We start from the raw sequence: 24,380 nt of genomic DNA on the forward strand, positions 1-24,380 counted from the left end.
TGCTCCGCCCTCGTCAGCCCTTGCACAGATCGGCCGTCTTCAGGGTGGCCGGCGGGAGCTCGGTGGCGCCGAACCCGTAGTCCTGGAGCAGGCTCACATAGCGCGACTTGTCGGAGACGATCTTCTTGAGCTCGCGGTTGAAGGAGTCCCGCAGGTCCTCGTTGCCCTGGCGGAACACCGCGCCGCCCGGGGAGAACTGCTTCACACCGTCCAGCTCGGGGACGAACGCCTCGGTGACCTCGGTGTCGGGATTGGTCTTCGCGAGCCAGCGCAGCGAGATCCCGGTGAGCAGGAAGGCGTCGATCCGGCCGCCCTTGACGGCGTCCGCGCCGTCCTGCGGCTTCTGCAGGGTCTTGATCTTCGCCTCGGCGATGCCCGCCCCTTCGGCGTACGAGCCCTCGACCGCACCGGACATCACGCCGATGGTGACCCCGGCCGCCTTCGCGGACGCGAGGTCCGTGAGCTTCCTCGGGTTGCCCTTCTTCACCATCAGGGCGGTGGGGGAGATGAACTCCGGTTCGGAGAACAGGGCGTTGGCGCAGCGCTCCGGGGTGATGGCCATCCCCGCGCTGACCACGTCGTACTTGCCCGCCTGCAGGCCGGGGACGAGGCCGTCCCACTCCGAGAGGGTGGGCTTCAGCTCGTCGACGCCGAGCGCCTTGAATATCTCCCGGTGCAGGGTGGGGGCCTCGCCCTTGAGCTCCTTGCCCTCCATGTAGCCGTAGGGGGCCTCATTGGCGTACGCGACCCGGACGAAGCCCTGCTTGCGGAGCTTGTCGAGGGCACCCTCACCGTCCGCCGCGCCGGCGTCGGTCTTGCTGCAGGCGGAGAGCAGGCCGGGAACGACGAGCAGACCTCCCACAGCGGCTGTTCGATTAAGGAAGCCCCGACGGGACAGGTGAGGGAAGTCAGCCATGGTTCGCAATCTCCTGGAGAAATCGGGGTGCCGAACAGTCCGGACAGGGTGAGCACCTGCCCGATCCAGGGCTCCTATGCAGCAACCGCCGCCATGTAACCGAACGGTGGCCGGAGGGTGACCTTCCCGTGTCCCGTCATGGGCGCGGGGCGACGACGGGTGTGCGGGGCGTATACCCCGGCGTGCGCGCCTTCATGAGTGCCCGTCATGCCGTACATCGGTCAGTGATGTCAGGGGAAGGTGTTGCGTCGCGGTGCATGCCCACCGCGCCGGAAGGCGGCTGCCCGCTGCCCGGCGCGGCGGGGCGAGCTGCGCGACCGGCCGGTGTCCGTTCGTCGGCGTGCCGGACGGCGGTTCCGTCGGCCGGCCCCGGCGCGGTGTCGGGGCGTGTCCGGACGGCTACGCCCGCACCGGGGCGCACACCCGTCGGCAGGGCCTCCGCCTCGTGGGTGAAACCACTGGTCACACGTGCTGCGGGCGACGATATGGGGCCATAAGGGGAATACTTGTCCCAGGCAGGGGCAACGGTGACTGGAGTGCCAGGACATCCGGCCGAACCGGAAGGACGGACATGACGACCGTAGGACTTCTCTACCCGGGCCACGCCGCGGAGGACGACTTCCCGCGGATCGAGGTCATGCTCGACAGCGACATCAGACTGCCGCTGTTCTACACCGATGTCGACGAGGACACCCGCAGGGCCGGGAACCTGCGGGCCGCGGGCGCGCCGGACCGCCTGGACGCAGGGGTCGAGGAGCTGCGGATGGCCGGCGCCGAAGCCCTGGTCTGGGCCTGCTCGGCCGGCAGCTTCGCCTACGGCTGGGACGGGGCGCACACGCAGGCCGCGGACCTGGCCAGGGCGGCCGGGCTCCCCGCGTCCAGCACCTCCATCGCCTTCGTCCACGCGGTGCGCGAGCTGGGTGCCTCCCGGGTCGCGGTAGCAGCCACCTACTCCGAGGACGTCGCCGCGCTGTTCGCCGGCTTCCTGGGTTCCGCCGGCGTCGAGGTGGCCGCCACCCGGGGCAGCGGCATCATCGCGGCGTCCGAGGCGGCCGCCGCGGACGTGGAACTGGTGAAGGAGCTGGCCGTGGCGGGGGACCACCCCGACGCCGAGGTGGTGCTGCTCCCCGACAACGCCCTGCACACCGCCGCGTACGTCCCCGAGCTGGAGGAACTCCTCGGGAAGCCGGTCCTCACCGCCAACCAGGTGGCCGTCTGGGAAGGCCTCCGGCTCTCCGAACGCCGTATGTGGGCCCCCACCCTCGGCACCCTGTTCGCCACCCGCGAGCCCCCGCTCGGCGCCACCGAGCCCCGGGGCATCGAGGTGCGGGAGTAGCGGCCCGGCCCGGCCGGGAGAGAGCCGTACGGGAATAAGCGGAGTCATCCTCCTGTTGGCACCCTCCGGTACCCAGACGCACCACCGGAGAGGCCGAAACACGTGGACGAGAACCGAGGCGACCAGATTCGGGGCACAGCGGGCGGGGCGGCCTCCGTGCCCCTGTCCGTGCTCGATCTGGTGACGGTGGGCCAGGGCCGCACGGCGACCCAGGCCCTGCGCACCAGCGTGGACATCGCCAAGCTGGCCGAGAGCCGCGGCTTCCACCGCTTCTGGGTCGCCGAGCACCACTCCATGCCGGGCGTGGCCTCCTCGTCCCCCGCCGTGATCCTCGCGCACCTGGCCGCGCACACCGAGCGCATCCGGCTCGGCTCCGGCGGCGTGATGCTGCCCAACCACGCCCCCCTGGTGATCGCCGAGCAGTTCGGCACCCTGGAGGCGATGGCCCCCGGCCGCGTCGACCTCGGCCTCGGCCGGGCGCCCGGTACCGACGGTGCCACCGCGGCCGCTCTGCGTCGTACGGACCGGCTGAACGAGGGAGCCGACGACTTTCCGCAGCAGCTGGCCGAGCTGATCCACTTCTTGGACGACGACTTCCCCGACGGGCACCCCTACGCCCGTATCCACGCCGTCCCCGGGCCCGTGCAGGCCACCTCGCCCGGCGGCGTCCAGTCCGCCGCCCGCCCGCCGGTCTGGCTCCTGGGCTCCTCCGGCTTCAGCGCCCGGCTCGCCGGTGTCCTCGGCCTGCCCTTCGCCTTCGCCCACCACTTCTCGGCCCGCAACACCGTGCCCGCCCTGGACCTGTACCGGGAGTCCTTCAAGCCCTCCGCGGTGCTCGACGCCCCCTACGCCCTCATCGGGGTCGCGGCGCTGGCCGCCGACGACGAGCGCGAGGCCCGTCGCCAGGTACTCACCGGCGCCCTGTCGATGGTCCGGCTGCGCACCGGCCGCCCGGGTCTCGTACCGAGTCCCGAGGAGGCGGAGGCGTACGACTTCAGCCCGATGGAGCGTGAATTCGTCGACGGCTGGCTGAAGGACATCGTCCACGGTACGGCGGACGAGGTCCGCAGCGGTCTGGACGACCTGGCCAAGCGCACCGGCGCGGACGAGCTGATGATCACGGCCAACGCGCACGGCGGTGAGGCCCGGCTGCGCTCGTACGAGCTCATCGCCGACGCCTACGGGCTGCCCCGGGCGAGCTGACCGGAACGAGCTGACCCGGTCAGCTGTCCTGGGGCCTGCTGCCGATCAGCTCCGCGATCCGTTCCGGGGCCACCGCCCGCGAGTACAGCCACCCCTGCCCGGTGTCGCAGCCGATCCGGCGCAGCCGCTCCGCCTGGCCCGAGGTCTCCACGCATTCCGCGGTGACCGTCAGGCCCAGGCGGTGCGCGAGCTGCACCATGGCTTCGACGATCGTCTCGTCGGCCGGGCTGGGGTGCGCGCCGTCCTCGTAGCGGAACCCGCGTACGAAGGAGCCGTCGAGCTTCAGCACGGACACGGGCAGCCGGCTCAGATAGGCGAGGTTGGAGTAGCCCGTACCGAAGTCGTCGATCGCGATGCGGACCCCCATGTCGCTGAGCGCCTGAAGCACCCGCAGCGGCCGGCCCGGCGAGCCCATGACCGCCGATTCGGTCAACTCCAGTTGCAGCAGCCCGGGTTCCAGCCCCGTCTCGGCGAGTACCTCCGCCACGTCGGTGACCAGGTCGGAGTCCCGGACCTGCCGCACGGCCACGTTGACGCTGACGAACAGCGGCGGGTCCTCCGGGTGCTCCAGCTGCCAGAGACGGGCCTGGCGGCAGGCCGTGCGCAGCACCCACCGGCCGAGCTGGACGATCGTGCCGTCCTCCTCGGCGATCGGGACGAACCGGCTCGGTGCCAGCAGCCCGAACCGTGGGTGGTTCCACCGGACCAGTGCCTCCACACCCCGCACGACCTCGTCCGCCATGCCGACGAGTGGCTGGTACTCCAGCGTGAACTCGCCGCGTTCGACGGCGGGGCCGAGCGTGGAGGAGAGCGACTGCCGGGTCATCCGGTGCGCGTTGCGCTCGGGGTCGAAGAGGGTCCAGCGGGCCCTGCCGTCGGCCTTCGCCCAGTACAGCGTGGTGTCCGCGGCCTGCATCAGAGCGGTGGCGGACGTGCCCGCGGTGGCCCGCTCCACCACGCCGATCGACGCGGAGACCGACAGCCGGTGCCCGGTCACCTCGAACGGCCGCTGGAGGGCCGCGAGGACGGAGCGGGCGAGGTCGGCGAGCTGTTGTGTGCCCGAGGAGTCCTCCACCAGGATGGCGAACTCGTCACCGCCGAGGCGCGCTACCAGAGGGCTGCCGGTGGAGAGACCGTCGGCCTCGGCGCAGTGGGTGAGCCGTCCGGCGACGGCGGCGAGCAGCCGGTCGCCGGTGCGGTGCCCCAGGGTGTCGTTGACCGCCTTGAAGCCGTCGATGTCCAGGTAGCAGAGGCCGATCCGGCCGTGCCGGGGCGCCGGCGAGCCGTCCGGGACCGGCGGGGTCGCCAGGACGGCGGCGAGCCGCTCGAAGAACAGCGTGCGGTTGGGCAGCCGGGTCACGGGGTCGTGCATCCGCAGATGGCGCAGCCGCTCCCGCAGCTCGCGCCGCTCGCTGACGTCGGCGACTGACAGCAGCACCCGGCCGGTGCCGTCGGCCACATCGCCCATCCGCACGACGGTGACCTCGGCCCACAGGGGCCGGCCGTCGGTGTGCTTGAGCCGACGGACGCACCGGAACCGGGGCCGGGCGCCGCGCAGGACCTCGTTGTACGCCCGCAAGGCGGGGCCGTCCGATGCGAGACCGACGAGACCGGCCGCGGGCTGCCCGGTGAGGGACGCGGGGTCGGCGCCGAGCAGGCCGCCCAGCGCGTCGTTCGGCCTCGCGATCCGGCCGCGGTGGTCGACGACGGCCATCGGGAGAGCGGCTGCCGCGTACGCGGCGCGGTAGTCGCGCAGCTCGGAGAGGCCCGGTCTCTGATGATCACACCGCGTGATCTCCGAGGGGCCGGCGCCGGGGGCCGCCTCCGCCCGGGGGGTCGGCCCTTCGGTGGTTCCGCTCACCGCTCGCTCCCGCTGTGCAGATCGTCATGAACAGGTATGGCCGGGCAGGGGCGTGGAGTGAAGTGCCGTGCCAGAGGCGGGAACCACGCAGGAAAGCGAGGTGAAGCATAGAGGGTGGCGCGGCGGCCGTTCCAGCGCGTCCGCCGTTTCGGACACGCGGTACGCGCATGTCCCACGCCTGCCCCATACCTGTCACCCGGAAGGCGCCCCGTGTGGTGTGGCAGTAAGTGATCACTTTTGCGTCGATACAGATGATTCGTGTTTCAGAGTGAGTGATTGTGACTGTCCGTGAGCGCAGTCATGCGCCTCAAGGGCATCACCCGGGCCACCGCTGACCCGTGTGGGGCAGCACAACAGGGCGTACGACCCCGGAGCGGCCCAGGGTGAGGGGGAAGTCCCGCATTCGCCACCCGGAGGTAGATGTGCCGCGTCAGCACGGGTCCGGGGGGCTGGAGAAGCCGAGCCTGCGCAGTGCGGCAGCCGCTCTGACGTCCCTCCTGGCGCTCGCCGCCACCGGACTCGTGGCAGGACCCGCCGTGGCGGCCTCGCGGGACGCCGGGCCGTGCGCCCTGCCCCGGACGGCGGCACACCACTCCCTCGGCCTCGACACCTGGAACGACGCGTACCCACGCCCCGAACGCGGCCTCGACGCGGTCGTAATCTTCCTCTCCTTCCCCGACTCCGAACCCGTCGTGGGCCCCGAGGTGCTCGCCGCCGACTACTTCCCCTCCACCACCCACTTCTTCCGGCGTGCCTCGTACGGGAAGTTCACCCTGCGCGCCCACCCCCAGCGGCAGTGGACCCCCATGCCGAGCCCCTCCACCGCGTACGGCATACAGCGCGACTGGAGCTCCGAGCGGCGCAGTGACTACCTGCGCGACGCGCTCGAGGCCGCCGACGAAGGGACCGACTTCTCCGCGTACGACATCGTCTACATCGTCGCCGATCCGGACGCCCCCGGTGTCGACTCCGACGCCACCAAGGTCGTCAACTTCGACCGGCCGGTGCGTGCCGACGGTACGGACATCCGGCGCGTGGTCACCGTCTTCGAGGAGCACCCGCCGGACCGTAACGTCCTCGCGCACGAGACCGGGCACGTCTTCGACCTGGCGGACCTCTACCACCGGCCGGAGGACGGGAAGGGCGACTGGGACACGTACGTCGGCGACTGGGACGTGATGGGCAGCCAGTTCGGGCTGTCCCCGGACCTCTTCGGCTGGCACAAGTGGAAGCTCGGCTGGCTGGAGGGCGAAGAGGTCGTGTGCGTGCAGGGCGCCGCCGACCTCACCCTGGAACCCATGGCCGAGGTGCCCGTGCCGGGCGCGTCCCTCGGGACCCGGCTCGCCGTCATCAGGACCGGCGCGGGCAGCGCACTGGCCATCGAGGCCCGCAGCGCCACGGGCAACGACCGGACGACCTGCACCGAGGGGGTGCTCGTCTACCGCATCCGCAACGCCACGCCTTCCGGCGGCGGCCCGGTGGAGGTGCTGGACACCCACCCCGATTCCGACGCCTGCTGGGACCGGTCGGTCTACCCGCCACTCGCGGACGCCCCGATCCGGGAGGGGGAGCGCTTCACCGTGCCGGGGGAGCGCGTCCGTATCGACGTCGCCGACCGGACCCGGTCGGGGGCCTGGACCGTCCGGGTCGCCACCGGCATCTGACTCCCGCACCACGCACACGAAGAGGCCCCTCGCTCTCGCGAGGGGCCTCTTCCGTCTGTGCGCCGTCAGGGACTCGAACCCCGGACCCGCTGATTAAGAGTCAGCTGCTCTAACCAACTGAGCTAACGGCGCCTGGTGACGTCGTAGACATTAGCACCCGGATCGGCGGGAGGAAAAATCGAATTCCCGGTGGTCGACGGGGCCGCCGTCCTGCCCACCCGTACACAGGCCCACAGCAGCACGTCCGGGCCCGGCAGCCAAGGGGCGCGGGTGTCCGGGGCGACCACCCAGCGGGGCCCGCCGGCGCCCTCGCAGCCGGTCAGGGGCGGGACGGTGACGGCGTCCCCCGTGCCGTGACAGAGGACCGGTGGCAGGGCGCCCGGGTGGCGGGAGCCCCCGGCGCTCCCCGTGCCCCACTCCTCCCACGCCAGCAGGGACGGCAGCCGCTGGGCCGTGCCCGGGGAGGCGAACAGCAGCATCCTGCCCCGGTGCGTGGCCACCGGGCCCGACCCCGGCCCCTCGGCCCAGAGCCGCTCCAGCATGCGCCGGCCGAACAGTGCCGGCACGTTCACGACGTCGAACGCGGAGCCGCACGGCAGGACGCCGGGGGCGGAGGGATGTGCCTCCCACTGCGAGAGCGTGCTGCGGGGACTGGGCGAGGCGCCCGCCAGCCATGCCGCTCCGGACGCCGTGACCTGAGCGGCCCTGTCGTCGGACCGGTGGTCGGCGCGGTCCCGCAGCAGGGCGAAGATGTCGACACCTCGGGGGGCGGCTGTGGCGGTCCGCAGGGTCGTTTCGTCGTTCAGCCATGCGCTCATGACGACATGTCTACCGGCCGTGACGCTCCTGTCCCGCAGAGTTGCCGAAAGCCGGACAGGGCGCGAACCGACGCGGTATCTTGCCCGGCGGCATATGCCACGGGTGTACCCGCAGTGACGTACGGTCGTGCGGCTTCACGGCCGCGGGCCGTAGCCGGGGCCCTGTCCTGTGCCGGAGGTCAGGACGCGGGGGTCTCCAGCAGGGACCGGCCGAACTCGATCATCTTCTTGGCGTAGTCCTCGGTCCACTCCGCGCGCTCGGCTATGTCCGCGGGCGTGAGCCGGTCGAAACGGCGTGGATCGGCGAGCTGGGCGGCGGCCACCGCCTGGAACTCCACGGCCCGGTCGGTCGCCGCCCGGAAGGCGAGCGTCAGCTCCGTCGCGCGGGCCAGCAGCGCGCCGGGGTCCTCCATCGACTCCAGGTCGAAGAAGTGCTCCGGATCGGCTGCCGCCTCCGACGGCTCGAAGAGCAGCGGCGCCGGACGCAGCCTCTGCCGCTCGTTCCGCTCGGGTTGTGCCATGTGGTGTCCTTCCTCGTACGGCCGGACGGCCACCTTCCATTGTCCGGCCCCGCGCAAGAGCGCTGCCCAGGATCAGGGCGTCCAATGCACGCGGTGCTCGGCGAGGTGGGCCAGGACCGCGTGGTTCGCCTCCCAGCCGTCAGGGAACTTCACCGTGACGCCCAGCTGGACCGGCTCCGTCGACGGGTGCTCGTCCAGCAGGTCCGCCACCCCGGCACGGCACACCACGATGCACGCGTGCCGGTGCCGCGAGGCGAGCACGCACAGGCGGCCCGTCTCCAGATGGAACGCCGTGGCGTCCGGGCGGCCCGACAGCGGGTGCAGGACCACGGTCACGTCGAACTCACGGCCCTGGAGCCGGTTCGCCGTGTCCACCGCCACGCCCGTCACCCCCAGCTCCGCGAGCGCCGCCCGCACCGCTGCCGCCTGGTCGCGGTGGGCCGTGCCGACCGCCACCCGCTCCGCCGTCAGCGGGACGGGGCCGGGGCCGCGCTCACTCGTCGCGGAGCCGCCCCTGTCCAGCAGCCTGCGGACCACCAGGGCCACCGCCCGCACCGCCTCGGGGTCCGTGCGCGGGGTGCGCCGGGCCGGGAGCTCCAGCAGCCCCCAACCGGACTCCGCGGCCTCGTCCAGCACCCGGTCCGGGCCCGACCCGTCCGAGGGCACGCCGAACGACAGCCGCCGGTCCCCGTGGTCCGTACCGCTGCGGAACGGCGTGTACGGGTAGAACGCGTGGGAGACCAGCGGCGCCGCCGACGCGGGCAGTCGCCAGGACACCGGCAGCCGGTGCTGCGGCAGCTCCGGATTGTGCGCCAGGAGCGTGGAGACGGCGCTCGCCGAAGGGTCGTACGACAGGCCCGCCCACTGGTCGGCCCCCACGATCGAGAACGGGTCCAGCTGGCCCGGATCCCCGACGAACAGCGCCCGCTCGAACAGCCCGGCCACCGCCAGCAGGGCGTCCGAGCGCATCTGGTACGCCTCGTCGACGATCGCGTGCCCCCACGGCTCGACGTTCTTCACGTGCGCCCACTTGGCGGCCGTGGAGATGACGACGTCCAGGCCCGCCAGATCCGCCGCCTTCGCCGACTTCCGTACGTTGTCCAAGCCGTCCAGGACCTTGTCGTACGGATCGGAGTCATTGCTGTGCAGCCGGCCCACCGGCAGCTCGGGAGCCTTCTCGGCGAGCCGCACCACCAGGTCGTCCACCTGCGCGTTGGTCTGCGCGACCACCATGAGCGGGCGGCCCGCGGCGGCCAGCTCCAGCGCGGCGCGCACCACCAGCGTCGACTTCCCCGCTCCCGGCGGAGAGTCCACCACGATGCCGCGCGCCGCACCGCGCAGGGTGTCGCCGAGGATGGCGTCGGTCGCCCGCGCCGCCGCGGCGCCCGGGTCGAGAACGGCTGTCACAGGAGGTCCTCCGCGGTCACGGGATCGGGCTGCTCGGCAGGTCCGGCGCCGGCGGCACCCGGCGGACCGCCATGGGTCCACGGGGTGTCCTCCGGATCGGGAAGCTTCGGACCGCCCCGCTGGTCGTGCTCGAAGAGGGTCCAGGTGATCCGGTCGCCGGGCTCGGGCACCGAACCCGGTGCCGGCTCCTTGCTCCGGCCCATCCGGTCCGTGATCCGCAGGACGAGCTCGACCGTGCCGGCGGCTTCCGCGTCCTCGGCGGACGCGGCCCCGTACGCCACGAACTCCGCCGTCTGTGATCTGACGGGGTCCCCGTCCAGCGAGCGGTACACCTTGGTCCGCTCACCGAGGTGCGGGCGCTCGTCCGTCCGCACCGTGACCAGGGGACGCGGTGAGGGCCGCTTCGACTCGCTGTACGCCATCACGACCTCCGTCACCTCCCCGACGAACGCCTCGCCGGCCAGCCTGCGCCCCGCCAGCACCAGCGGATCGTCGAGCGCCTCCTGGGCGTCCAGCTGGGCCTGGGCCGTCTCCCGCGAGGCCAGCTTCTGCGCCGCCGTCACCGCGTCGTCCCGGCGCGGCTGCGGGGGCTCGCCCGCACGCACCCGGTCCCGGTGCGCGGTGAACGACCAGCGGTCCCTGGTCCAGCGGTCCTCCGCCCTCGCACCCTCGGGCAGCTCCGCCAGCAGGTCGAGCCCCCGCCACACCGCGTCCCAGGTGGGCAGCAGCACCCCCGCGAGCAGCGACCTGATGTCCCGCTCGGCGCTGCTGAGCTCGCCGAGCCGGGTGTCGGCGTCGAGGCCGTCCTCCGCTGCGGCCAGCGCCGTGCGCGCGCGGTCGTACCGCTCGATCGCGGGCGCCAGAAGCCGGTTGTCGAACGCCGGGTCCGTCGCCGGCCCGGCCGGCGGGCAGACCAGCTGACCGTCACGGTCCCGCTCGCCCTCCGCCCGGAGCGCGGCCTCGGCACCGGACCCGCCGGCCGGCGGATCGACCCAGGCGAGCAGCGCGCCGAGGTGCTGGTCCTCCAGGCTGCTCTGCCCCGTCGCCCAGTGCCGGCTCAGCAGGTCCGTCGTGGCGAGCAGCAGCGAGGAGCCCGGCACCCTGGCCCGTTCCCCGTAGTGCGTCAGCCAGCGGCCGAGCAGCGGCACACGGGCGGGAGCCGGATACGGGGTGTCCGGGTCGTCCTCGGCGGTACGCCGGAACCGCATGGACCGCCCGAGCAGCCGTACGAAGTCGATGCCGGCCCTGCTGGGCACGATCAGCTGCGCCGCGTCCGCGCACAGCTCGACCTCGACCTTGACCTTCTTGCCGGTCGCGGGATCGGTCTCGTTGCGCTCGGCGGCCTCGACGACATCGGCGTACGACTCGATGTGCGGCAGCACCGCCTCGGCCAGCTCGGCGAGGAACGCGAACCGCAGATCACGGTCGCGCGGCTGGGGCACCGCCAGCAGCCGGGGCGCCGCACGGTCCGTGCCCACGAGTGCGCCGAGCGGGGCGCCGGCCTCACCGGCGGTCGTCAGCGGCACCAGCACGAGCGGCCGGCCGGTCAGATGACGGTGGCGCACGGTGGCCAGCGGCTGGGCCCGTCCGCTGTCGACCGCCTCCAGCCGGGCGAGGGTGCTGATCAGCGACATGGAACACCGCCGTCCACACCGGCCAGGGCTTCGGCCCGCAGGGTGGCGGCCCTGCGCAGGGCCGCCACCGTCGGATCGGCGGGGTCGCCCTCCTTGCCGGCTGCCGCGGCCAGCACTCCGGCGACCGTGGTCAGGCCGCCGAGCTCGCCCCGCACACTGCGGCCCAGCGCTTCCACCGCGCCCTCGGCGCGGGCCTTCGCCCGGCAGTGGAAGGCCAGCTCGCACGCGGCCAGGCACTCGGGGGCGTACGCCGCGGGGACCGCCTCGACGGCGGTGCCGAGCTCGTCGGGGGAGCAGCCCGGGTCGAAGGTGGTGCCCTCGGGCAGGGCGTCCGCGATGTCCTCCACGCGGGTCAGCCTGGTCAGCTGGCGGGCGGTGACGGCGCGTTGTTTGCGTACGTCCACGACGGAGGCGGTCGGCAGGTTGGAGAAGTCCTTGGGGCAGACCAGCAGGACCCGGTGCCCGACCTCGGCGCCCTCGGTCTTCGCGGCGATCCGCTCCAGCGCCAGGACGTAGACGGCGGACTGGCGGGCCGCCGCACCGACCTTCGCGGCGTCCGCCGAGCTGTCGATCATGGGGAAGGACTTGATCTCGACGACCGTCCAGGTGCCGTCGGGGTGCACCACCACGGCGTCCGGCTCCAGATAGGCGGGGGAACCCGCGACCTCCAGGGCCAGCATCGGATGGTCGAGCAGGGCCCAGCCGCCCGCCGCCGTGGCCTCGCGCAGCGCCAGCGCCGTACGCGCGGCGCGGCCCTCGGGGCCGGCGGCCGTCAGATCGGGCACCGTGACCTCGGCCGGCGCTTCGGCGCCGCCGCCGAACCGCTCGACGAGGAGGCGCAGCAGCTCCGTACCGCCGTCGGCCTTGACCTTCGCCTCGAAGGCGTTGCCCCGGACGAAGGCGAACTGGGACTGGCCGAACGCGGCGGGGGAGCCGAGCGCCGTGGCCAGTCCGGCCTTGTCGACACCCGCGCCGTCGAGCAGGGCACGTCGCCTGCATCCCGGGTTCGCGGCGAGCGCGGCCAGTGCGCGTGCGTCCAGCGGATGCGGTGCGACGGAGGGACCGCGCAGCTCAGCGAGCCGCTGCCGGAGCGTCGGTGTCGGCGTGGGCCGGGGAGCGGGCGCTCGCGACGCTGGGATCTGCGGAGGCGGTCCGCCGGCCGGGTATTCGCTCACCCGCGGAAGTCTTGCATCCGTCACTGACAATCGTGGATTCCGCGGGGGTCCGGGAGGCGGGCACCCGTGCGAACACCGCCCCGGCACGGTCCTTCACGCGCTCCGAGAGGCGCATGAACGGCCTGGTCAGCAGGGCGCCCACGGCCATCACGGCGGCACCGGCCACGGCGTCGAGGAAATAGTGGTTCGCCGTGCCCATGACGACGAACACGGTGATCAGCGGATACGCGACGCCCGCCGCCCTGACGAGCGGGTGGCGGCCGTGGCGCCACAGCAGGACGCCGCACCACACCGCCCAGCCGACGTGCAGGCTCGGCATCGCGGCGTACTGGTTGGTCATCCCGCTGAGCCCGCGTGGGGCGCTCGCACCGGTGCCCCACCAGCCGTACGCGCTGTACTGCGCCATCGTGTCGACGAAACCGTGGTGGGCGTCGAGCAGCCGGGGCGGGCAGGTCGGCAGCAGGGCGAAGCCGGTCAGCCCGAGGAGGGTGGAGGTCATCAGCCAGGTGCGGGCCGCCCGGTAGGCGGCACTGCGGCGCCGGAAGACCCAGATCAGGACGGCCGGGGTGACCACGTAGTGCAGGGAGGCGTACGCGAAGTCGGCGGGTATGCCGAGTGCGGGGTGGGCGGTCAGGAGCCGGTTGAGCGGGTGCTCGGCGTTGAGGTGCAGCGCCTGCTCGAGGCGGAGGATCGCCAGACCGTTCTCCACGGCCGCCGGGACGTTCTCGTGGACCAGCAGCCGGCCCATCGCGTACAGCCCGTACACCACCGCGAGCAGCGGAAGCTCCGTCCACCAGCGGGGCCGGAGGCCCGAGGACGGTGGCGCGGTGATGGCGTGCGGCATCCGGCGGCTCTCCCCTGTTCATGCGGTCGACGGCGGGCGTTCAACCGTACGGCGGTCGTATGCCCGGATTTCCGTGGTGGCCACACGGGCGGACGTCCCTGGTCATGCGCGGGGAGGGACGCGGACGTCGCCCCGCAGGTTGCGCGCGGAACAGGTGCGGGATGATGGAACGGGGCCCGCGCACGCACCGGTCTTCCAGCCGGTCGCCCGCGCCCGCAGCCCCTTCAGCTGTCCCGGACACCGCTGTCCCGGACCCACCAGATCCTAGGGTCCCCGGATCTTCGGATCTCCGTATTTTCAGGGAGAGCCGTCATGGCACCGCGAATCCTGCTCGCCCGGCACGGCCGGACACAGTGGTCGGTCCAGGGCAATCACACCGGCAGGACCGACATTCCCCTCCTCGACACCGGCCGCGAGGGTGCCAAGCTGCTCGGCGAACGGCTGCACCGGGAGCCCTGGGACGGTCTGCCCGGCGTCGAGGTGAGGACCAGCCCGCTCGTCCGTGCCGCCGAGACCTGCGAGATCGCCGGGTTCGGTGAGCGGGCCCAGCCGTGGGACGCGTTGATGGAGTGGGACTACGGGGACTACGAGGGCCTGACCCCGGCGCAGATCAAGGCGGACCGGCCGGACTGGCTCATCTGGCGGGACGGGGTCCCCGGCGGCGAGACCCTCGCCGAGCTCACGGCCCGCGCGGACGAGGTCGTCGACTGGGCGCGCTCGTCCGACCGCGACGTGCTGGTCTTCGCCCACGGGCACATCCTGCGGGCGCTGGGGGCGCGGTGGCTGGGCGAGGAGGTGTCGTTCGCCGCGCGGATCCGGCTGGAGCCGACGTCGCTGTCGGTGCTGGGCTGGGCGTACGGCCTGCCGGCCCTGGAACGCTGGAACGACACGGGCCACCTGGACCGCTGAACCCGAGCCGGGGCGGGCCCGTGTCAGGCGTCCGCGGGGAGCTCGTCGTAGCGCGCCAGGAGGGTCGTCACATCCGGGCCGCCTTGGGGCCGGAGCACCCGCACGGCGCCCGCCAGCATCCCGCGGATCCGGGAGGACCGGACCCGGTCCAGCAGGTCCAGCACCTGGTGGCTCGCCTCCGCGGCCTCGTCGGCCGTGCCCGCCCGCGCCAGGTCACCGGCGAGTTGCGCGCGGTACAGCGCGAGGTTCCGGGTGAAGTGCGGATCCTGCAGCCGGGTCGCCCGCCGGGCATGCCGCGCCGCCCGCGGCCAGTCACCCAGTGCCGACCAGCACTGCGCCTCCAGCAGCTCCAGCTCCGCCTCCCGGAAGAAGGTCATCCACTCAGGGTCCGCCTCGCTCGCCCCGCGGTCGAACGCCGTCTGCGCCCGCCCGATCGCCTGTTCGCACCCCGTGCGGTCGCCGAGCCACGCCCTGGCGCCCGCCTCCCGCAGGGTCAGCAGGGCCATCAGTCGCGGTGAGCCGAGCGGCCGGGCGGCCCGCTGCCCGGCCTCCGCGGCGCGCACCGCCTCGCGGGCCCGTCCCGTGTCGCGGGCCAGGAACGACGCGTTGCAGAACGCGTGCGCCTCCAGGGCCGCGTCCCCGGCCAGCCGCGCCGTCGCCAGCGCCTCCGCGTAATGGGAGCGCGCGTCGTCGAAGCGTCCGGAATCGTGGGCCAGCCAGCCCACGGAGATCGCCAGCTCACCGGCGCCCGCGTGCAGCCGGTCCGCCGTGCTGCGCCGAGTGGTGGTACCGGAATCGAGCAGGGCGTACGCGGCCCTGAGCGGTTGGGAGGCCTGTCGGTAGAGGCCGTCCGCCCCGTGCCGGTCGTCCAGCAGCCGGATCCGGCGCACCGCCTTCTCCACGGCGCTCACTTCGGCTTCGCCGACCCGGCGCGGTGCGGGAACGGCGAGGGGGTCCGCCTCGGCGGGGTGCCCGCCGAGGCCCAGGGACGCGGCCGCCACCGTGGCGGTACCGCTGGTCATGAACACGCGACGCAGCACGTCGCTCTCCTCGTGGATGTCGCTGTGGAGCGTGGGGGGTGTGATGGGCGGGGGCACGGCCGTGGTGCGGGCCCCCCGGCCGCGCACGCTCTCGCGGGCCGAGAAACCCAGGTCCGCGAGGCCGGCCCCGGGAAACATGTGCAGGAACACCCGTTCGTACGCGTAGTTGGGACAGCGGATCTCACCGGACTCCACGCGCCCGACGTAGCGGGCGTCGCACGCGACCTGTTCACCGATCTCGCGGGCGGCCCTTCGGATCGCCGCCGCGAACTCCCCGGCGGAGCGCTGTCCGCGCAGCCGCCGGAAGGCGAGGTTGGGAACTGCCCGTGTCGAGACCATGGCGGGGCCCTCTCTGGCGCAGCCGGGCGCCTGCTTCCGGTGTCCCGGCGGAGCAGAACGTACCTGCTGTGACGAGGTGCACACACAGCGTTTACCTATAAAACGGGCATCTCGCCCACAATCCGCCATGAACTGCCACCCTTTGCGGCGGCGTGCCGCCGTAGCCCTTGACGCCGTCGGGGCGTTGGTCCATGCGGAGACGGGGCGTGGCACCGTCTCGTCGAGACGAGAGGAGGGGTTCCCTTGCCTCACATGGGCCCGGAAACCACACCGTGCGATCTGGTTACCGTCCCGGCGCGTCAGGGCCTGGAGGCCGTTGACATCCTGCGCAGGCGGTCGGAGAACGAGTCCGTCGGCCCGGTCCTGCACGACGGGGCCTGTGCCGTCCTCGGATTTCTCGTGCCGCCGGGCACGGCGGACGCGTGGGACGTGCCCGGCAGCGCCTGTACGCGGACGGACGGCCGGGGGCTGCGCATCCCCGCCGAGCCGCCCGTCACCGGAGGCGGCTGGCTCCTGCCGCCCGCCGCGGAGGTCCCGGTCACCGACCCCGCCGTTCTCCGGGCGGCCCTCGACCAGGCGGCCCGGCTCATCGAAGCGGCCGACAACTGCCGCTGAGGCCATAATGGCCAGGTGGGCGGACCATCCGCCGTCGCCGGGCCTTCCCAGGTAACCGGCCCGAACCGGTGAACGAGGACGAGCGCGTGGCACGTCGAGGAGCGGGCCGGGGCGCGAGCGACCGCAAGCGGTCCGAGCGCCGGCAGGAGCCCGTCTCCGCGACGGTGGACGGCGGCCTGGCCGAACTCGTGCCCGACCGCGAACGCCCACGCGCCTGGACCCTGCTGCTGGACGGCGCCCCGCAGTCCCATGTGGACCTGGACGACCCCGCGTACCTCTCGTTCGAATACCAGCGTCGGCTCGGCCACGTCATCGATCTGTCCGCCCCGCCCGGACGGCCTCTCCAGGCCGTCCACCTGGGCGGCGGGGCCTTCACCCTCGCCCGGTACATCGCCGCGAGCCGCCCCCGCTCCACCCAGCAGATCGTGGAGATCGACGCACCCCTGGTCCAACTGGTGCGGCGGGAGCTGCCCCTGGACCCGCAGGCCCGGATACGGGTCCGCTCGGTCGATGCCCGCGCCGGGCTCGAGAAGCTCCAGGACAGCTGGGCGGACCTCGTCATCGCCGACGTCTTCGGCGGGGCCCGCACCCCCGCGCACCTCACCTCCGCCGAATTCCTCACCGAGGTACGCCGGGTGCTGAAGCCCGGCGGCCAGTACGCCGCCAACCTCGCCGACGGCCCGCCGCTCGCACACCTGCGCGGCCAGATCGCCACGGCCGCATCACTCTTCCCCGAACTGGCGCTGGCCGCCGATCCGACCGTCTGGCGCGGCCGTCGCTTCGGTAACGCCGTCCTGGTCGCCTCCGACCTGCCGATCGCGGTCGCCGAACTGTCCCGCAGGGTCGCGAGCGACCCGCACCCCGGCCGCGTCGAACACGGGCGCGCGCTCGCCGACTTCACGGGGGGCGCCGCCGTCGTCACCGACGCAGGCGCCAAACCGTCCCCGGCCCCGCCGCCCGGCGCCTTCTCCTGAGGACGGTGTGGGCGGGGGCGGCGTCGCGGGGGCCGGGCGCGCGCTCCCCCGAGGGCCGGGCGTCGTCGTCCGTCTGTGCCGCCGGCCCTACTGGTCGACGACCTCGACGATCGGCGGATGGCCGTTCCAGGTGCAGAAGACGGACACCGTCGCACCCGCCCCGTCGCTGAAGTCCACCCGCAGCCACTCCGCGTTCGTCCACACCTGCATCGACCAACCAGGCTGCGGTGTCGCCGAGACCAGCTTCGCCGAGCCGTCCGCCAACTCCAGGACGACCCTGCCGCCACGCGTCGGGTAACTCTTCACCGCGCCCGCGTCGGACACCGGGGGTGGCGTGGTCCTCGCCGGGCCCGGACTCGCGGAAGGAGGCCGGGAGGACGGCCGCCGGGACGGCCGGGAGGACGGTGCGGGCGTGGCCCGGGAGGCGGTGGCACTCGGGGAGGCCGAGGGCGGCGCGCGGTGCGTCGAGGACGACACCGGTTCGTCCGTGGCCTGCCCGTCCCGCGCGTCCACCGAGATCGGCACCGCACGCGGAGGGTCGTACGCCGTACCCGACATGACCGTGTGCACACCCCACCAGGACAGGGCGACCGCCGCACCCGTGGCGAGCGACCACGCGATCACGTGTACGAGTCCTCGTTGCATCGGGCTCATCCTGCACCACCCGCACAGGCACCGTCCTGGAGGGGACCCCGTTCCTCCGGATGGGCTACGGTGCGGCGCATGCCTAGTGTGCTCGTGGTCGAGGACGACCAGTTCGTACGTTCCGCCCTCATCCGGCACCTGACCGAGGCCTCGCACACCGTACGGAGTGTCGGCACCGCACTCGAAGCGCTGCGCGAGGTCGCGCACTTCCGCTTCGACGTCGTCGTGCTCGACCTCGGGCTGCCCGACCTCGACGGCGCCGAAGCCCTGAAGATGCTGCGCTCCATCACCGACGTACCCGTGATCATCGCGACCGCCCGGGACGACGAGGCCGAGATCGTCAGGCTGCTCAACGACGGGGCCGACGACTATCTGACCAAGCCGTTCTCGGTGGAGCACCTCTCCGCCCGCATGGCGGCCGTCCTGCGCCGTACCCGGGGGCCCGGCGCCGAGGCCCCGCCGCCGCGTGTCATCCAGGTCGGCGGGCTGTCCGTCGACCCGCTGCGCCGCCAGGCCGAACTGGACGGCACCGCACTGGACCTGACCCGCCGCGAGTTCGACCTCCTCGCCTTCCTCGCCGGGCGCCCCGGCGTCGTCGTGCCGCGCCGCGAGCTGCTGGCCGAGGTCTGGAAGCAGTCCTACGGAGACGACCAGACCATCGACGTCCATCTCTCCTGGCTGCGCCGCAAGCTGGGCGAGACAGCCGCACGGCCCCGCTATCTGCACACCCTGCGCGGAGTCGGCGTCAAGCTCGAACCTCCCGCCCAGGGACCGTCCGTATGAGATGGGCCCTGGTCAAGGTCTGCCTGGCCGTCACCGCCATGGTCGTGATCGCCTTCGCCGTACCGCTCGGACTCGTCATCAAGGAGATGGCCCGCGACCGTGCCTTCTCCGACGCCGAACGACAGGCCGCCGCCATCGGTCCCACCCTCACCATCACCACCGACCGCGAGGAACTGACCCGGGCGGTCCTGTCCACCGAGCCCGGCGGCCGGGGACGCCTCGCCGTCCACGTCCCCGCCGCGGAACAGGGCGGTGACCGCCTGGAGATCGGCACCCGGCGCGCCGCCCGCGAGGACCTGGAGACGGTCGGCACGTCGGGGCGCGCCGCCATCGCCGGGGTACCCGGCGGCTCCGCCCTCCTCCAGCCCACCGCGCTCGGCTCCGGAGGCATCGCGGTCGTCGAGGTGTTCGTGCCCGACGACGAGGTCTCCCACGGCGTCGGCACGGCCTGGCTGGTGCTCGCCGGGGTCGGGATCGCACTGATCGTCGGTTCGGTGGCCGTGGCCGACCGGCTCGGCGTACGGATGGTGGAGCCCGCCCAACGGCTCGCGGGCGCCGCCCAGGACCTGGGGGAGGGCCGGCTGGGGACCAGGGTGCCCGAGGAGGGCCCGACCGAACTCCGGTCCGCCGCCGCAGCGTTCAACTCCATGGCCGACCAGGTGGTCCAGCTCCTGGCCAACGAACGCGAACTGGCCGCCGACCTCTCGCACCGGCTGCGCACCCCGCTGACCGTGCTCCGGCTCAACGCCGCCTCGCTGGGTGAGGGACCCGCCGCCGAGCAGACCCGGGCCGCCGTCGAGCAGCTGGAGCACGAGGTCGACACGATCATCCGCACGGCGCGGGAGCAGCGCCCGCAGACCCAGGGCGGGCAGACGGGGGCGGGCGCCGGGTGCGACGCGTCCGAGGTCATCCGGGAGCGCATGGGCTTCTGGTCGGCGCTGGCCGAGGACGAGGGCCGCACGGTGCGCCTCGCGGGCGTGGACCGCACCGTACGGATCCCGGTCGCCCGGCCCGAACTGGCCGCCGCCCTGGACGCGTTGCTCGGCAACGTCTTCCGGCACACACCGGAAGGCACCGCCTTCGCCGTCGACGTGCACCACAGCGGCGACGCGGTCATCGTGCTGGTCTCGGACGCCGGGCCCGGCATACCCGATCCGGAATCCGCCCTGGCCCGGGGTGCCGGCGGGAGGAACGGGGCGCAGGGCGCGGTGGGGTCGACCGGCCTCGGCCTCGACATCGTCCGCAGGGTCGCCGAAGCCACCGGCGGCGACCTGCGGATCGGGCGCTCGGTGCTCGGCGGCGCGGAGGTGCGCATCTGGATCGGGCTCGACGGAGGCCCCGTCGAGCGCGCGCGCCGGGGGCACCGGCTGGGGCGGCGCGGCGGTCGGCGGGGGCCACGCGCAGCGAAGGGCCCGAACACGGAGCTCCGTGACGCCCCGAACCTTTAACCCGCGCCGATGCCCTCCTTAAGCGGACCCTAAGAACGCCAAGCCGAGTCCCATCAGCCCCATTTGCCTGGTTCACGGCGGCTAGCGTACGGACGTGGTCACCCCGGCAGGACACCGCCGACGACCCGCGCCCCGGCCGGCCCCCCACACCCCCCACACCCGGCCGGGGCGCCCCCTGCCCGCCCCTCCCATACTCAAGGCAACGGCTCCGTCGTGTCCGTCCTCGCCCCACCCGTACGGCGGGAAGCGGAACCTCCCTGTCCCCCTGTGGAGTTCGGGGAAAGAACACGGAAACGCCTCATGACCCCCCTGTGCACCCCCAGGACGCCCTGCCCCGTTCATCTTCCGGCGGGCCTCGCCGGACGGCAGTGGCTGTCGGCGCCCATTCGCGCGTGGCTCGGAAAACCGCTGCCCGTACCGCCGTTCTTGGCGACCAACAGCCCGAATGGCGCCCCAACACCCCACTGACCTGCGGGAATTGGGATCCTGTCCGGTCCCCCATGCAGGGGGTGGAGGTAAACGCAAGCCCTCGGTCGGACACGTTCCCGTGACTTGCAGGACACACATGGGCAACGGAAGCGTCTTCAACTCTTGACACCCACCCCCTGAGGTAGCAATCTTCCGGCATCAGCGCATGGGAGCGCTCCCATTTCGAACGAGGTTTTTCGCTCGTACGGGGACGGCACGGCCCATGCCTTCTCCGTACCACTGGCACCCGCACCCACCAGCGCGTATGCCGAGCAGATGAACGCCTGTCCCACCCTGGAACAAGGAGTAGTGGAATGCGCATCACCCGCACCGTCGCAGGTCGAAGCCGCAGAACCGCCGTCATGGCTACCACGGGCCTCACGGCCGCCGCCCTGCTGCTGACCGGCTGCGGCGATTCCGACTCGGATTCGGAAGGGGCCGACGCGAACGGGAACATCACCCTGACCGTGGCCGACTTCGGACAGTTCGGCTACAAGGAGGCCGGGCTCTTCGAGAAGTACCACGAGCTCCACCCGAACATCACGGTCAAGGCGAACACCGCGGCCGAAGAGCCGGTCTACTACACCAAGTTCCTCCAGCAGCTCAACACGGGCAGCGGTCTGGCCGACGTGCACGGCATCGAGGTCGGCCGGGCCAAGGAGCTCGTCGACACCAAGGCGGACGCCTTCGCCGACCTCTCCAAGGTGGTCGACACCGACCAGTGGGTGAACTGGAAGGCGCTGCAGGCGACCACCGAGGACGGCAAGGTCATCGGCGCCGGCACCGACATCGGTCCGATGTCCATCTGCTACCGCCGTGACCTGTTCGAGAAGGCCGGGCTGCCCACCGACCGCGAGGAAGTCGCCGCGAAGCTCGCCGGCGGCTGGGAGGACTACCTCAAGCTCGGTGAGGAGTACACGAAGAAGGCGCCCAAGGGCACCTTCTACATGGACTCCGCCAGCGCCATGTACAACGGTGTGGTCAGCTCCCACTCGGAGCAGTACTACGCGAAGAACGGCGACCCGATCTACAAGGAGAGCGCCGGCGTCAAGGAGGGCTGGAAGCTCGCCAGCCAGGCGGTCGACAAGAAGCTGACCCAGGGCCTGGCCCAGTTCCAGGACCCGTGGAAGGCCGCTCTGCGCCAGGGCACCATGGCGACCATCGCCTGTCCCGCATGGATGGCCGCCCAGATCGCCGAGTACTCCGGTGACGAGTTCAAGGGCAAGTGGGACATCACCCGCGCCCCGGGCGACACGGCCGCCAACTGGGGCGGTTCCTTCCTCTCCGTGCCCGCCAAGGGCAAGCACGTCAAGGAGGCCGGTGAGCTCGTGAAGTGGCTGACCGCGCCGGAGCAGCAGGCCGCCGTGTTCAAGGCCGCCGGTCTCTTCCCGTCGAACAAGGGCGCCTACACCCTGCCTGACGTGAAGACCGCCAAGCTGGAGTACTTCAACAACGCGCCCATCGGCGAGATCTACGCCGAAGAGGCCAACGCCATCCCCGCCGCCGTACTCGGCGCGAAGGACGGCAACATCAAGGACACCTTCTCCAAGCAGATCAACAACATGGAGCAGCGGGGCACCAAGCCGGACGCTGCCTGGGACGCGGCCATCGAGACCATCGACAAGGTGGTCGGCTGATCCTCCGCCGTGCGGGCGGCGGGACGTCCTCCACGCGTCCCGGCCGCCCGCGCCGGTGCCGGTTCACCACCGGCACCGGTACCGCTTCCGACACCCGCACTGAACCCGACAGAGGTCCGGCCTGCCCCTGCGGTGTCGGCACACCCAGGGAAGGACTCCCACCCGTGGCAACCACGACCCCCACACGGGGCTCGCAAGGCTCACAGCATCGCCGGCGCACTCCGAAGCCCATGACCCCCGGCCGCCAGGCATGGCGCAGCCGGCTGTGGCGCTTCGACGACAAGGCGTCGCCGTACGCGTACATCGCTCCGTTCTTCCTCGTCTTCGGCGCCTTCGGGCTGTATCCGCTCGTCTACACCGGCTGGATCGCCCTGCACAAGGTGGAGATGACCGGCCTCGACCAGATGGAATGGGTCGGCTTCGGGAACTTCAGCAACATCCTCCAGGACTCCGAATTCTGGACCTCGGTCACCAACACCTTCGTCATCGGCGTCATCTCGACCGTCCCCCAGTTGATGATCGCGCTGGGCCTCGCCCACCTGCTGAACTACAAACTGCGGGCCAGCACCTTCTGGCGCACGGTGATCCTCACCCCGTACGCCACCTCGGTCGCCTCCGCGGCCCTCGTCTTCGCCCTGGTGTTCCGCGCCGACGGCGGCCTGCTGAACTGGGTGCTCGGGTTCTTCGGCATGGGCGAGACGAACTGGGTCAACGGCCACTGGACGTCCAACATCGCCATCGCGGTCATCGTGATCTGGCGGTGGACGGGCTACAACACGCTGATCTACCTCGCCGCGATGCAGGCCGTCCCGTCCGACCTGTACGAGGCCGCCTCGCTCGACGGTGCCTCGCGCTGGCAGCAGTTCCGCAACGTGACCATCCCGGCACTGCGGCCGACGATCCTCTTCACGATCGTCATCTCGACCATCGGCTCGATGCAGCTCTTCGGTGAGCCCCTCCTGCTGGAGGGCGGGACCAACGGCGCGACGGGCGGCACCGAGAACCAGTACGAGACGCTCAGCATCTACCTCTACAACTACGGCTGGAACCTCGGGCACCTCGGTACGGCCGCCGCGGTCGCCTGGGCCATGCTCGTCCTGCTGCTGCTCATTGCCGCGATCAACTGGCTCATCGGGCGCTTCATGCGCAAGACCGCGGCCTGACCGGGAGCGATATCCATGACCACCACCAGCCCCATCACCGTTCCGGACCGCCGCGTCTCCAAGACCGCGGGCGCCGGCGAACCCCCGCGTAGCAGGCGCTTCCGGCCCGGCGCGGGCCGTCAGCACCACGCGGGCCCCTTCGCCTACATCGCCCTGGCCGTCGTGGGCCTCGGCTCGATCTTCCCGCTGTACTGGACGCTCGTGGCCGCGTCCCGCACCCAGGACGAGATACTGGCGAGCACCCCGCCGCTCCTGCCTGGCGGCAACCTGTTCCAGAACCTGGAAGCGGCCTGGGAGCAGGCCCACCTCGGCAAGGCCATCGTCAACACCGCCATCGTGGCCGGCTGCATCACGGCCGCGACCCTGTTCTTCTGCACCCTGGCGGGCTACGCCTTCGCCAAGATGCGCTTCAAGGGCCGTGGCGCGCTGATGACCGCGGTCATCGCCACCCTGACGATCCCCCCGCAGCTCAGCGTCGTCCCGCTGTTCATGATGATGTCCGACATCGGCTGGGGCGGTCAGCTGGAGTCGGTGATCTTCCCGACGCTGGTGAGCGCGTTCGGCGTGTTCTTCATGCGGCAGTACCTCCTCGAGGCGCTGCCGTACGAACTCATCGAGGCGGGCAGGGTGGACGGGGCGAACAACCTCCGCATCGTGTGGAGCATCGTGCTTCCGGTCGCCCGTCCGGCGATGATGGTGCTCGGGATGCTCACCTTCGTCCAGGCCTGGAACGACTTCTTCTGGCCGTACCTCGCTCTGAACCAGGAGAATCCCACGCTCCAGGTGGCCCTCGGCCAGCTGAGCGCGTCCTACGTGCCCGACCAGAGCATCGTCATGGCGGGCGCGCTGATCAGCACCCTGCCGCTGCTCGTCGTCTTCGTGATCTTCGGCAAGCAGATCGTCGGGGGCATCATGTCCGGCGCCGTCAAGGGCTGACCCCGGCCCGCCGCTCCATCCCGGTCCGATCCCGGTCCGCCGTT

21 protein-coding genes and 1 tRNA gene are annotated in these 24,380 nt (G+C 72.3%); 11 read left to right on the plus strand and 11 right to left on the minus strand.

Features of this window, described 5'->3' with window-relative positions:
* Nucleotides 1–13 precede the first annotated feature (13 nt).
* Nucleotides 14–916: an ectoine/hydroxyectoine ABC transporter substrate-binding protein EhuB gene (ehuB, locus tag ACFYSH_RS19835; protein WP_359464432.1), complete on the minus strand. Its 903-nt coding sequence runs from the start codon at nt 914–916 to the stop codon at nt 14–16.
* Nucleotides 917–1,487: 571 nt separating this feature from the next.
* On the opposite strand from ehuB, the gene ACFYSH_RS19840 reads away from it, so the two are divergent.
* Together ACFYSH_RS19840 and ACFYSH_RS19845 are read left to right on the plus strand one after the other, a co-directional pair.
* Nucleotides 1,488–2,252, plus strand: a complete 765-nt coding sequence (locus tag ACFYSH_RS19840) for a decarboxylase (protein WP_359464429.1) — start codon at nt 1,488–1,490, stop codon at nt 2,250–2,252.
* A gap of 102 nt (nt 2,253–2,354) precedes the next feature.
* Nucleotides 2,355–3,455 (plus strand): LLM class flavin-dependent oxidoreductase, encoded by a 1,101-nt coding sequence (locus tag ACFYSH_RS19845; RefSeq protein ID WP_359464427.1) that lies wholly within the window; start codon nt 2,355–2,357, stop codon nt 3,453–3,455.
* Between the two features lie 19 nt (nt 3,456–3,474).
* On the opposite strand, the gene ACFYSH_RS19850 is transcribed toward ACFYSH_RS19845, so the two are convergent.
* Entirely contained in the window at nt 3,475–5,316 is a 1,842-nt protein-coding gene (locus ACFYSH_RS19850) for a putative bifunctional diguanylate cyclase/phosphodiesterase (RefSeq protein ID WP_388754081.1), read from the minus strand.
* Between the two features lie 422 nt (nt 5,317–5,738).
* Between ACFYSH_RS19850 and ACFYSH_RS19855 the strand changes: the two genes are divergently transcribed.
* A complete protein-coding gene (locus ACFYSH_RS19855; RefSeq protein WP_359464420.1) occupies nt 5,739–6,980 on the plus strand; it encodes a M6 family metalloprotease domain-containing protein in 1,242 nt (413 codons plus the stop codon).
* Between the two features lie 58 nt (nt 6,981–7,038).
* Here the strand turns inward: ACFYSH_RS19855 and ACFYSH_RS19860 are convergent.
* The 7 genes from ACFYSH_RS19860 to ACFYSH_RS19890 form a co-directional block, all read right to left on the minus strand.
* Nucleotides 7,039–7,112 (minus strand) — tRNA-Lys (locus ACFYSH_RS19860).
* A complete protein-coding gene (locus tag ACFYSH_RS19865; protein ID WP_388754084.1) occupies nt 7,103–7,798 on the minus strand; it encodes a bifunctional DNA primase/polymerase in 696 nt (231 codons plus the stop codon). The genes ACFYSH_RS19860 and ACFYSH_RS19865 overlap by 10 nt, the downstream gene beginning before the upstream one ends.
* A 179-nt stretch (nt 7,799–7,977) precedes the next feature.
* Nucleotides 7,978–8,319 (minus strand): hypothetical protein, encoded by a 342-nt coding sequence (locus ACFYSH_RS19870; protein ID WP_359464416.1) that lies wholly within the window; start codon nt 8,317–8,319, stop codon nt 7,978–7,980.
* Between the two features lie 72 nt (nt 8,320–8,391).
* Nucleotides 8,392–9,726, minus strand: a complete 1,335-nt coding sequence (locus tag ACFYSH_RS19875; RefSeq protein WP_359464413.1) for an AAA domain-containing protein — start codon at nt 9,724–9,726, stop codon at nt 8,392–8,394.
* Complete coding sequence (locus ACFYSH_RS19880) at nt 9,723–11,360, minus strand: hypothetical protein (RefSeq protein ID WP_359464411.1); 1,638 nt, start codon at nt 11,358–11,360, stop codon at nt 9,723–9,725. The genes ACFYSH_RS19875 and ACFYSH_RS19880 overlap by 4 nt, the downstream gene beginning before the upstream one ends.
* On the minus strand, nt 11,351–12,535 hold the full coding sequence (locus tag ACFYSH_RS19885) for a hypothetical protein (protein WP_359464408.1): 1,185 nt from the start codon (nt 12,533–12,535) through the stop codon (nt 11,351–11,353). Before ACFYSH_RS19885 ends, ACFYSH_RS19880 begins: the two co-directional genes overlap by 10 nt.
* On the minus strand, nt 12,432–13,379 hold the full coding sequence (locus ACFYSH_RS19890) for a phosphatase PAP2 family protein (RefSeq protein WP_359464406.1): 948 nt from the start codon (nt 13,377–13,379) through the stop codon (nt 12,432–12,434). The genes ACFYSH_RS19885 and ACFYSH_RS19890 overlap by 104 nt, the downstream gene beginning before the upstream one ends.
* Nucleotides 13,380–13,691: 312 nt before the next feature.
* On the opposite strand from ACFYSH_RS19890, the gene ACFYSH_RS19895 reads away from it, so the two are divergent.
* Nucleotides 13,692–14,288 carry a histidine phosphatase family protein gene (locus ACFYSH_RS19895; protein ID WP_388754090.1) on the plus strand — a complete coding sequence of 199 codons (597 nt, stop codon included), beginning with the start codon at nt 13,692–13,694 and terminating at the stop codon, nt 14,286–14,288.
* 23 nt (nt 14,289–14,311) lie between these two features.
* Here the strand turns inward: ACFYSH_RS19895 and ACFYSH_RS19900 are convergent, their stop codons facing one another.
* Entirely contained in the window at nt 14,312–15,667 is a 1,356-nt protein-coding gene (locus tag ACFYSH_RS19900) for a tetratricopeptide repeat protein (protein ID WP_388754092.1), read from the minus strand.
* A gap of 252 nt (nt 15,668–15,919) precedes the next feature.
* Here ACFYSH_RS19900 and ACFYSH_RS19905 point away from each other — a divergent pair, with 252 nt between their 5' ends.
* A complete protein-coding gene (locus ACFYSH_RS19905; RefSeq protein WP_359464399.1) occupies nt 15,920–16,282 on the plus strand; it encodes a hypothetical protein in 363 nt (120 codons plus the stop codon).
* An 86-nt stretch (nt 16,283–16,368) separates the two neighbouring features.
* Nucleotides 16,369–17,256 carry a fused MFS/spermidine synthase gene (locus ACFYSH_RS19910; RefSeq protein WP_359464397.1) on the plus strand — a complete coding sequence of 296 codons (888 nt, stop codon included), beginning with the start codon at nt 16,369–16,371 and terminating at the stop codon, nt 17,254–17,256.
* Between the two features lie 87 nt (nt 17,257–17,343).
* Here ACFYSH_RS19910 and ACFYSH_RS19915 read toward each other — a convergent pair whose 3' ends face one another.
* The gene (locus ACFYSH_RS19915; RefSeq protein ID WP_359464393.1) at nt 17,344–17,901 is read right to left on the minus strand and encodes a hypothetical protein; all 558 of its coding nucleotides are present in this window, start codon (nt 17,899–17,901) and stop codon (nt 17,344–17,346) included.
* Nucleotides 17,902–17,979: 78 nt separating this feature from the next.
* On the opposite strand from ACFYSH_RS19915, the gene ACFYSH_RS19920 reads away from it, so the two are divergent.
* From ACFYSH_RS19920 to ACFYSH_RS19940, 5 genes are all read left to right on the plus strand, one after another.
* Complete coding sequence (locus tag ACFYSH_RS19920) at nt 17,980–18,684, plus strand: response regulator transcription factor (protein ID WP_359464392.1); 705 nt, start codon at nt 17,980–17,982, stop codon at nt 18,682–18,684.
* A complete protein-coding gene (locus ACFYSH_RS19925) occupies nt 18,681–20,132 on the plus strand; it encodes a HAMP domain-containing sensor histidine kinase (RefSeq protein WP_359464389.1) in 1,452 nt (483 codons plus the stop codon). The genes ACFYSH_RS19920 and ACFYSH_RS19925 overlap by 4 nt, the downstream gene beginning before the upstream one ends.
* Nucleotides 20,133–20,914: 782 nt before the next feature.
* Nucleotides 20,915–22,237, plus strand: coding sequence for an ABC transporter substrate-binding protein (locus ACFYSH_RS19930; RefSeq protein WP_359464385.1), 1,323 nt, complete (start codon nt 20,915–20,917; stop codon nt 22,235–22,237).
* A gap of 164 nt (nt 22,238–22,401) precedes the next feature.
* Entirely contained in the window at nt 22,402–23,400 is a 999-nt protein-coding gene (locus ACFYSH_RS19935) for a carbohydrate ABC transporter permease (RefSeq protein WP_388754098.1), read from the plus strand.
* A gap of 15 nt (nt 23,401–23,415) precedes the next feature.
* Entirely contained in the window at nt 23,416–24,336 is a 921-nt protein-coding gene (locus tag ACFYSH_RS19940) for a carbohydrate ABC transporter permease (RefSeq protein WP_359464380.1), read from the plus strand.
* Nucleotides 24,337–24,380: the final 44 nt, after the last annotated feature.

It is taken from the genome of Streptomyces sp. NPDC005791 (assembly GCF_042871485.1).
Lineage (GTDB): Bacteria > Actinomycetota > Actinomycetes > Streptomycetales > Streptomycetaceae > Streptomyces.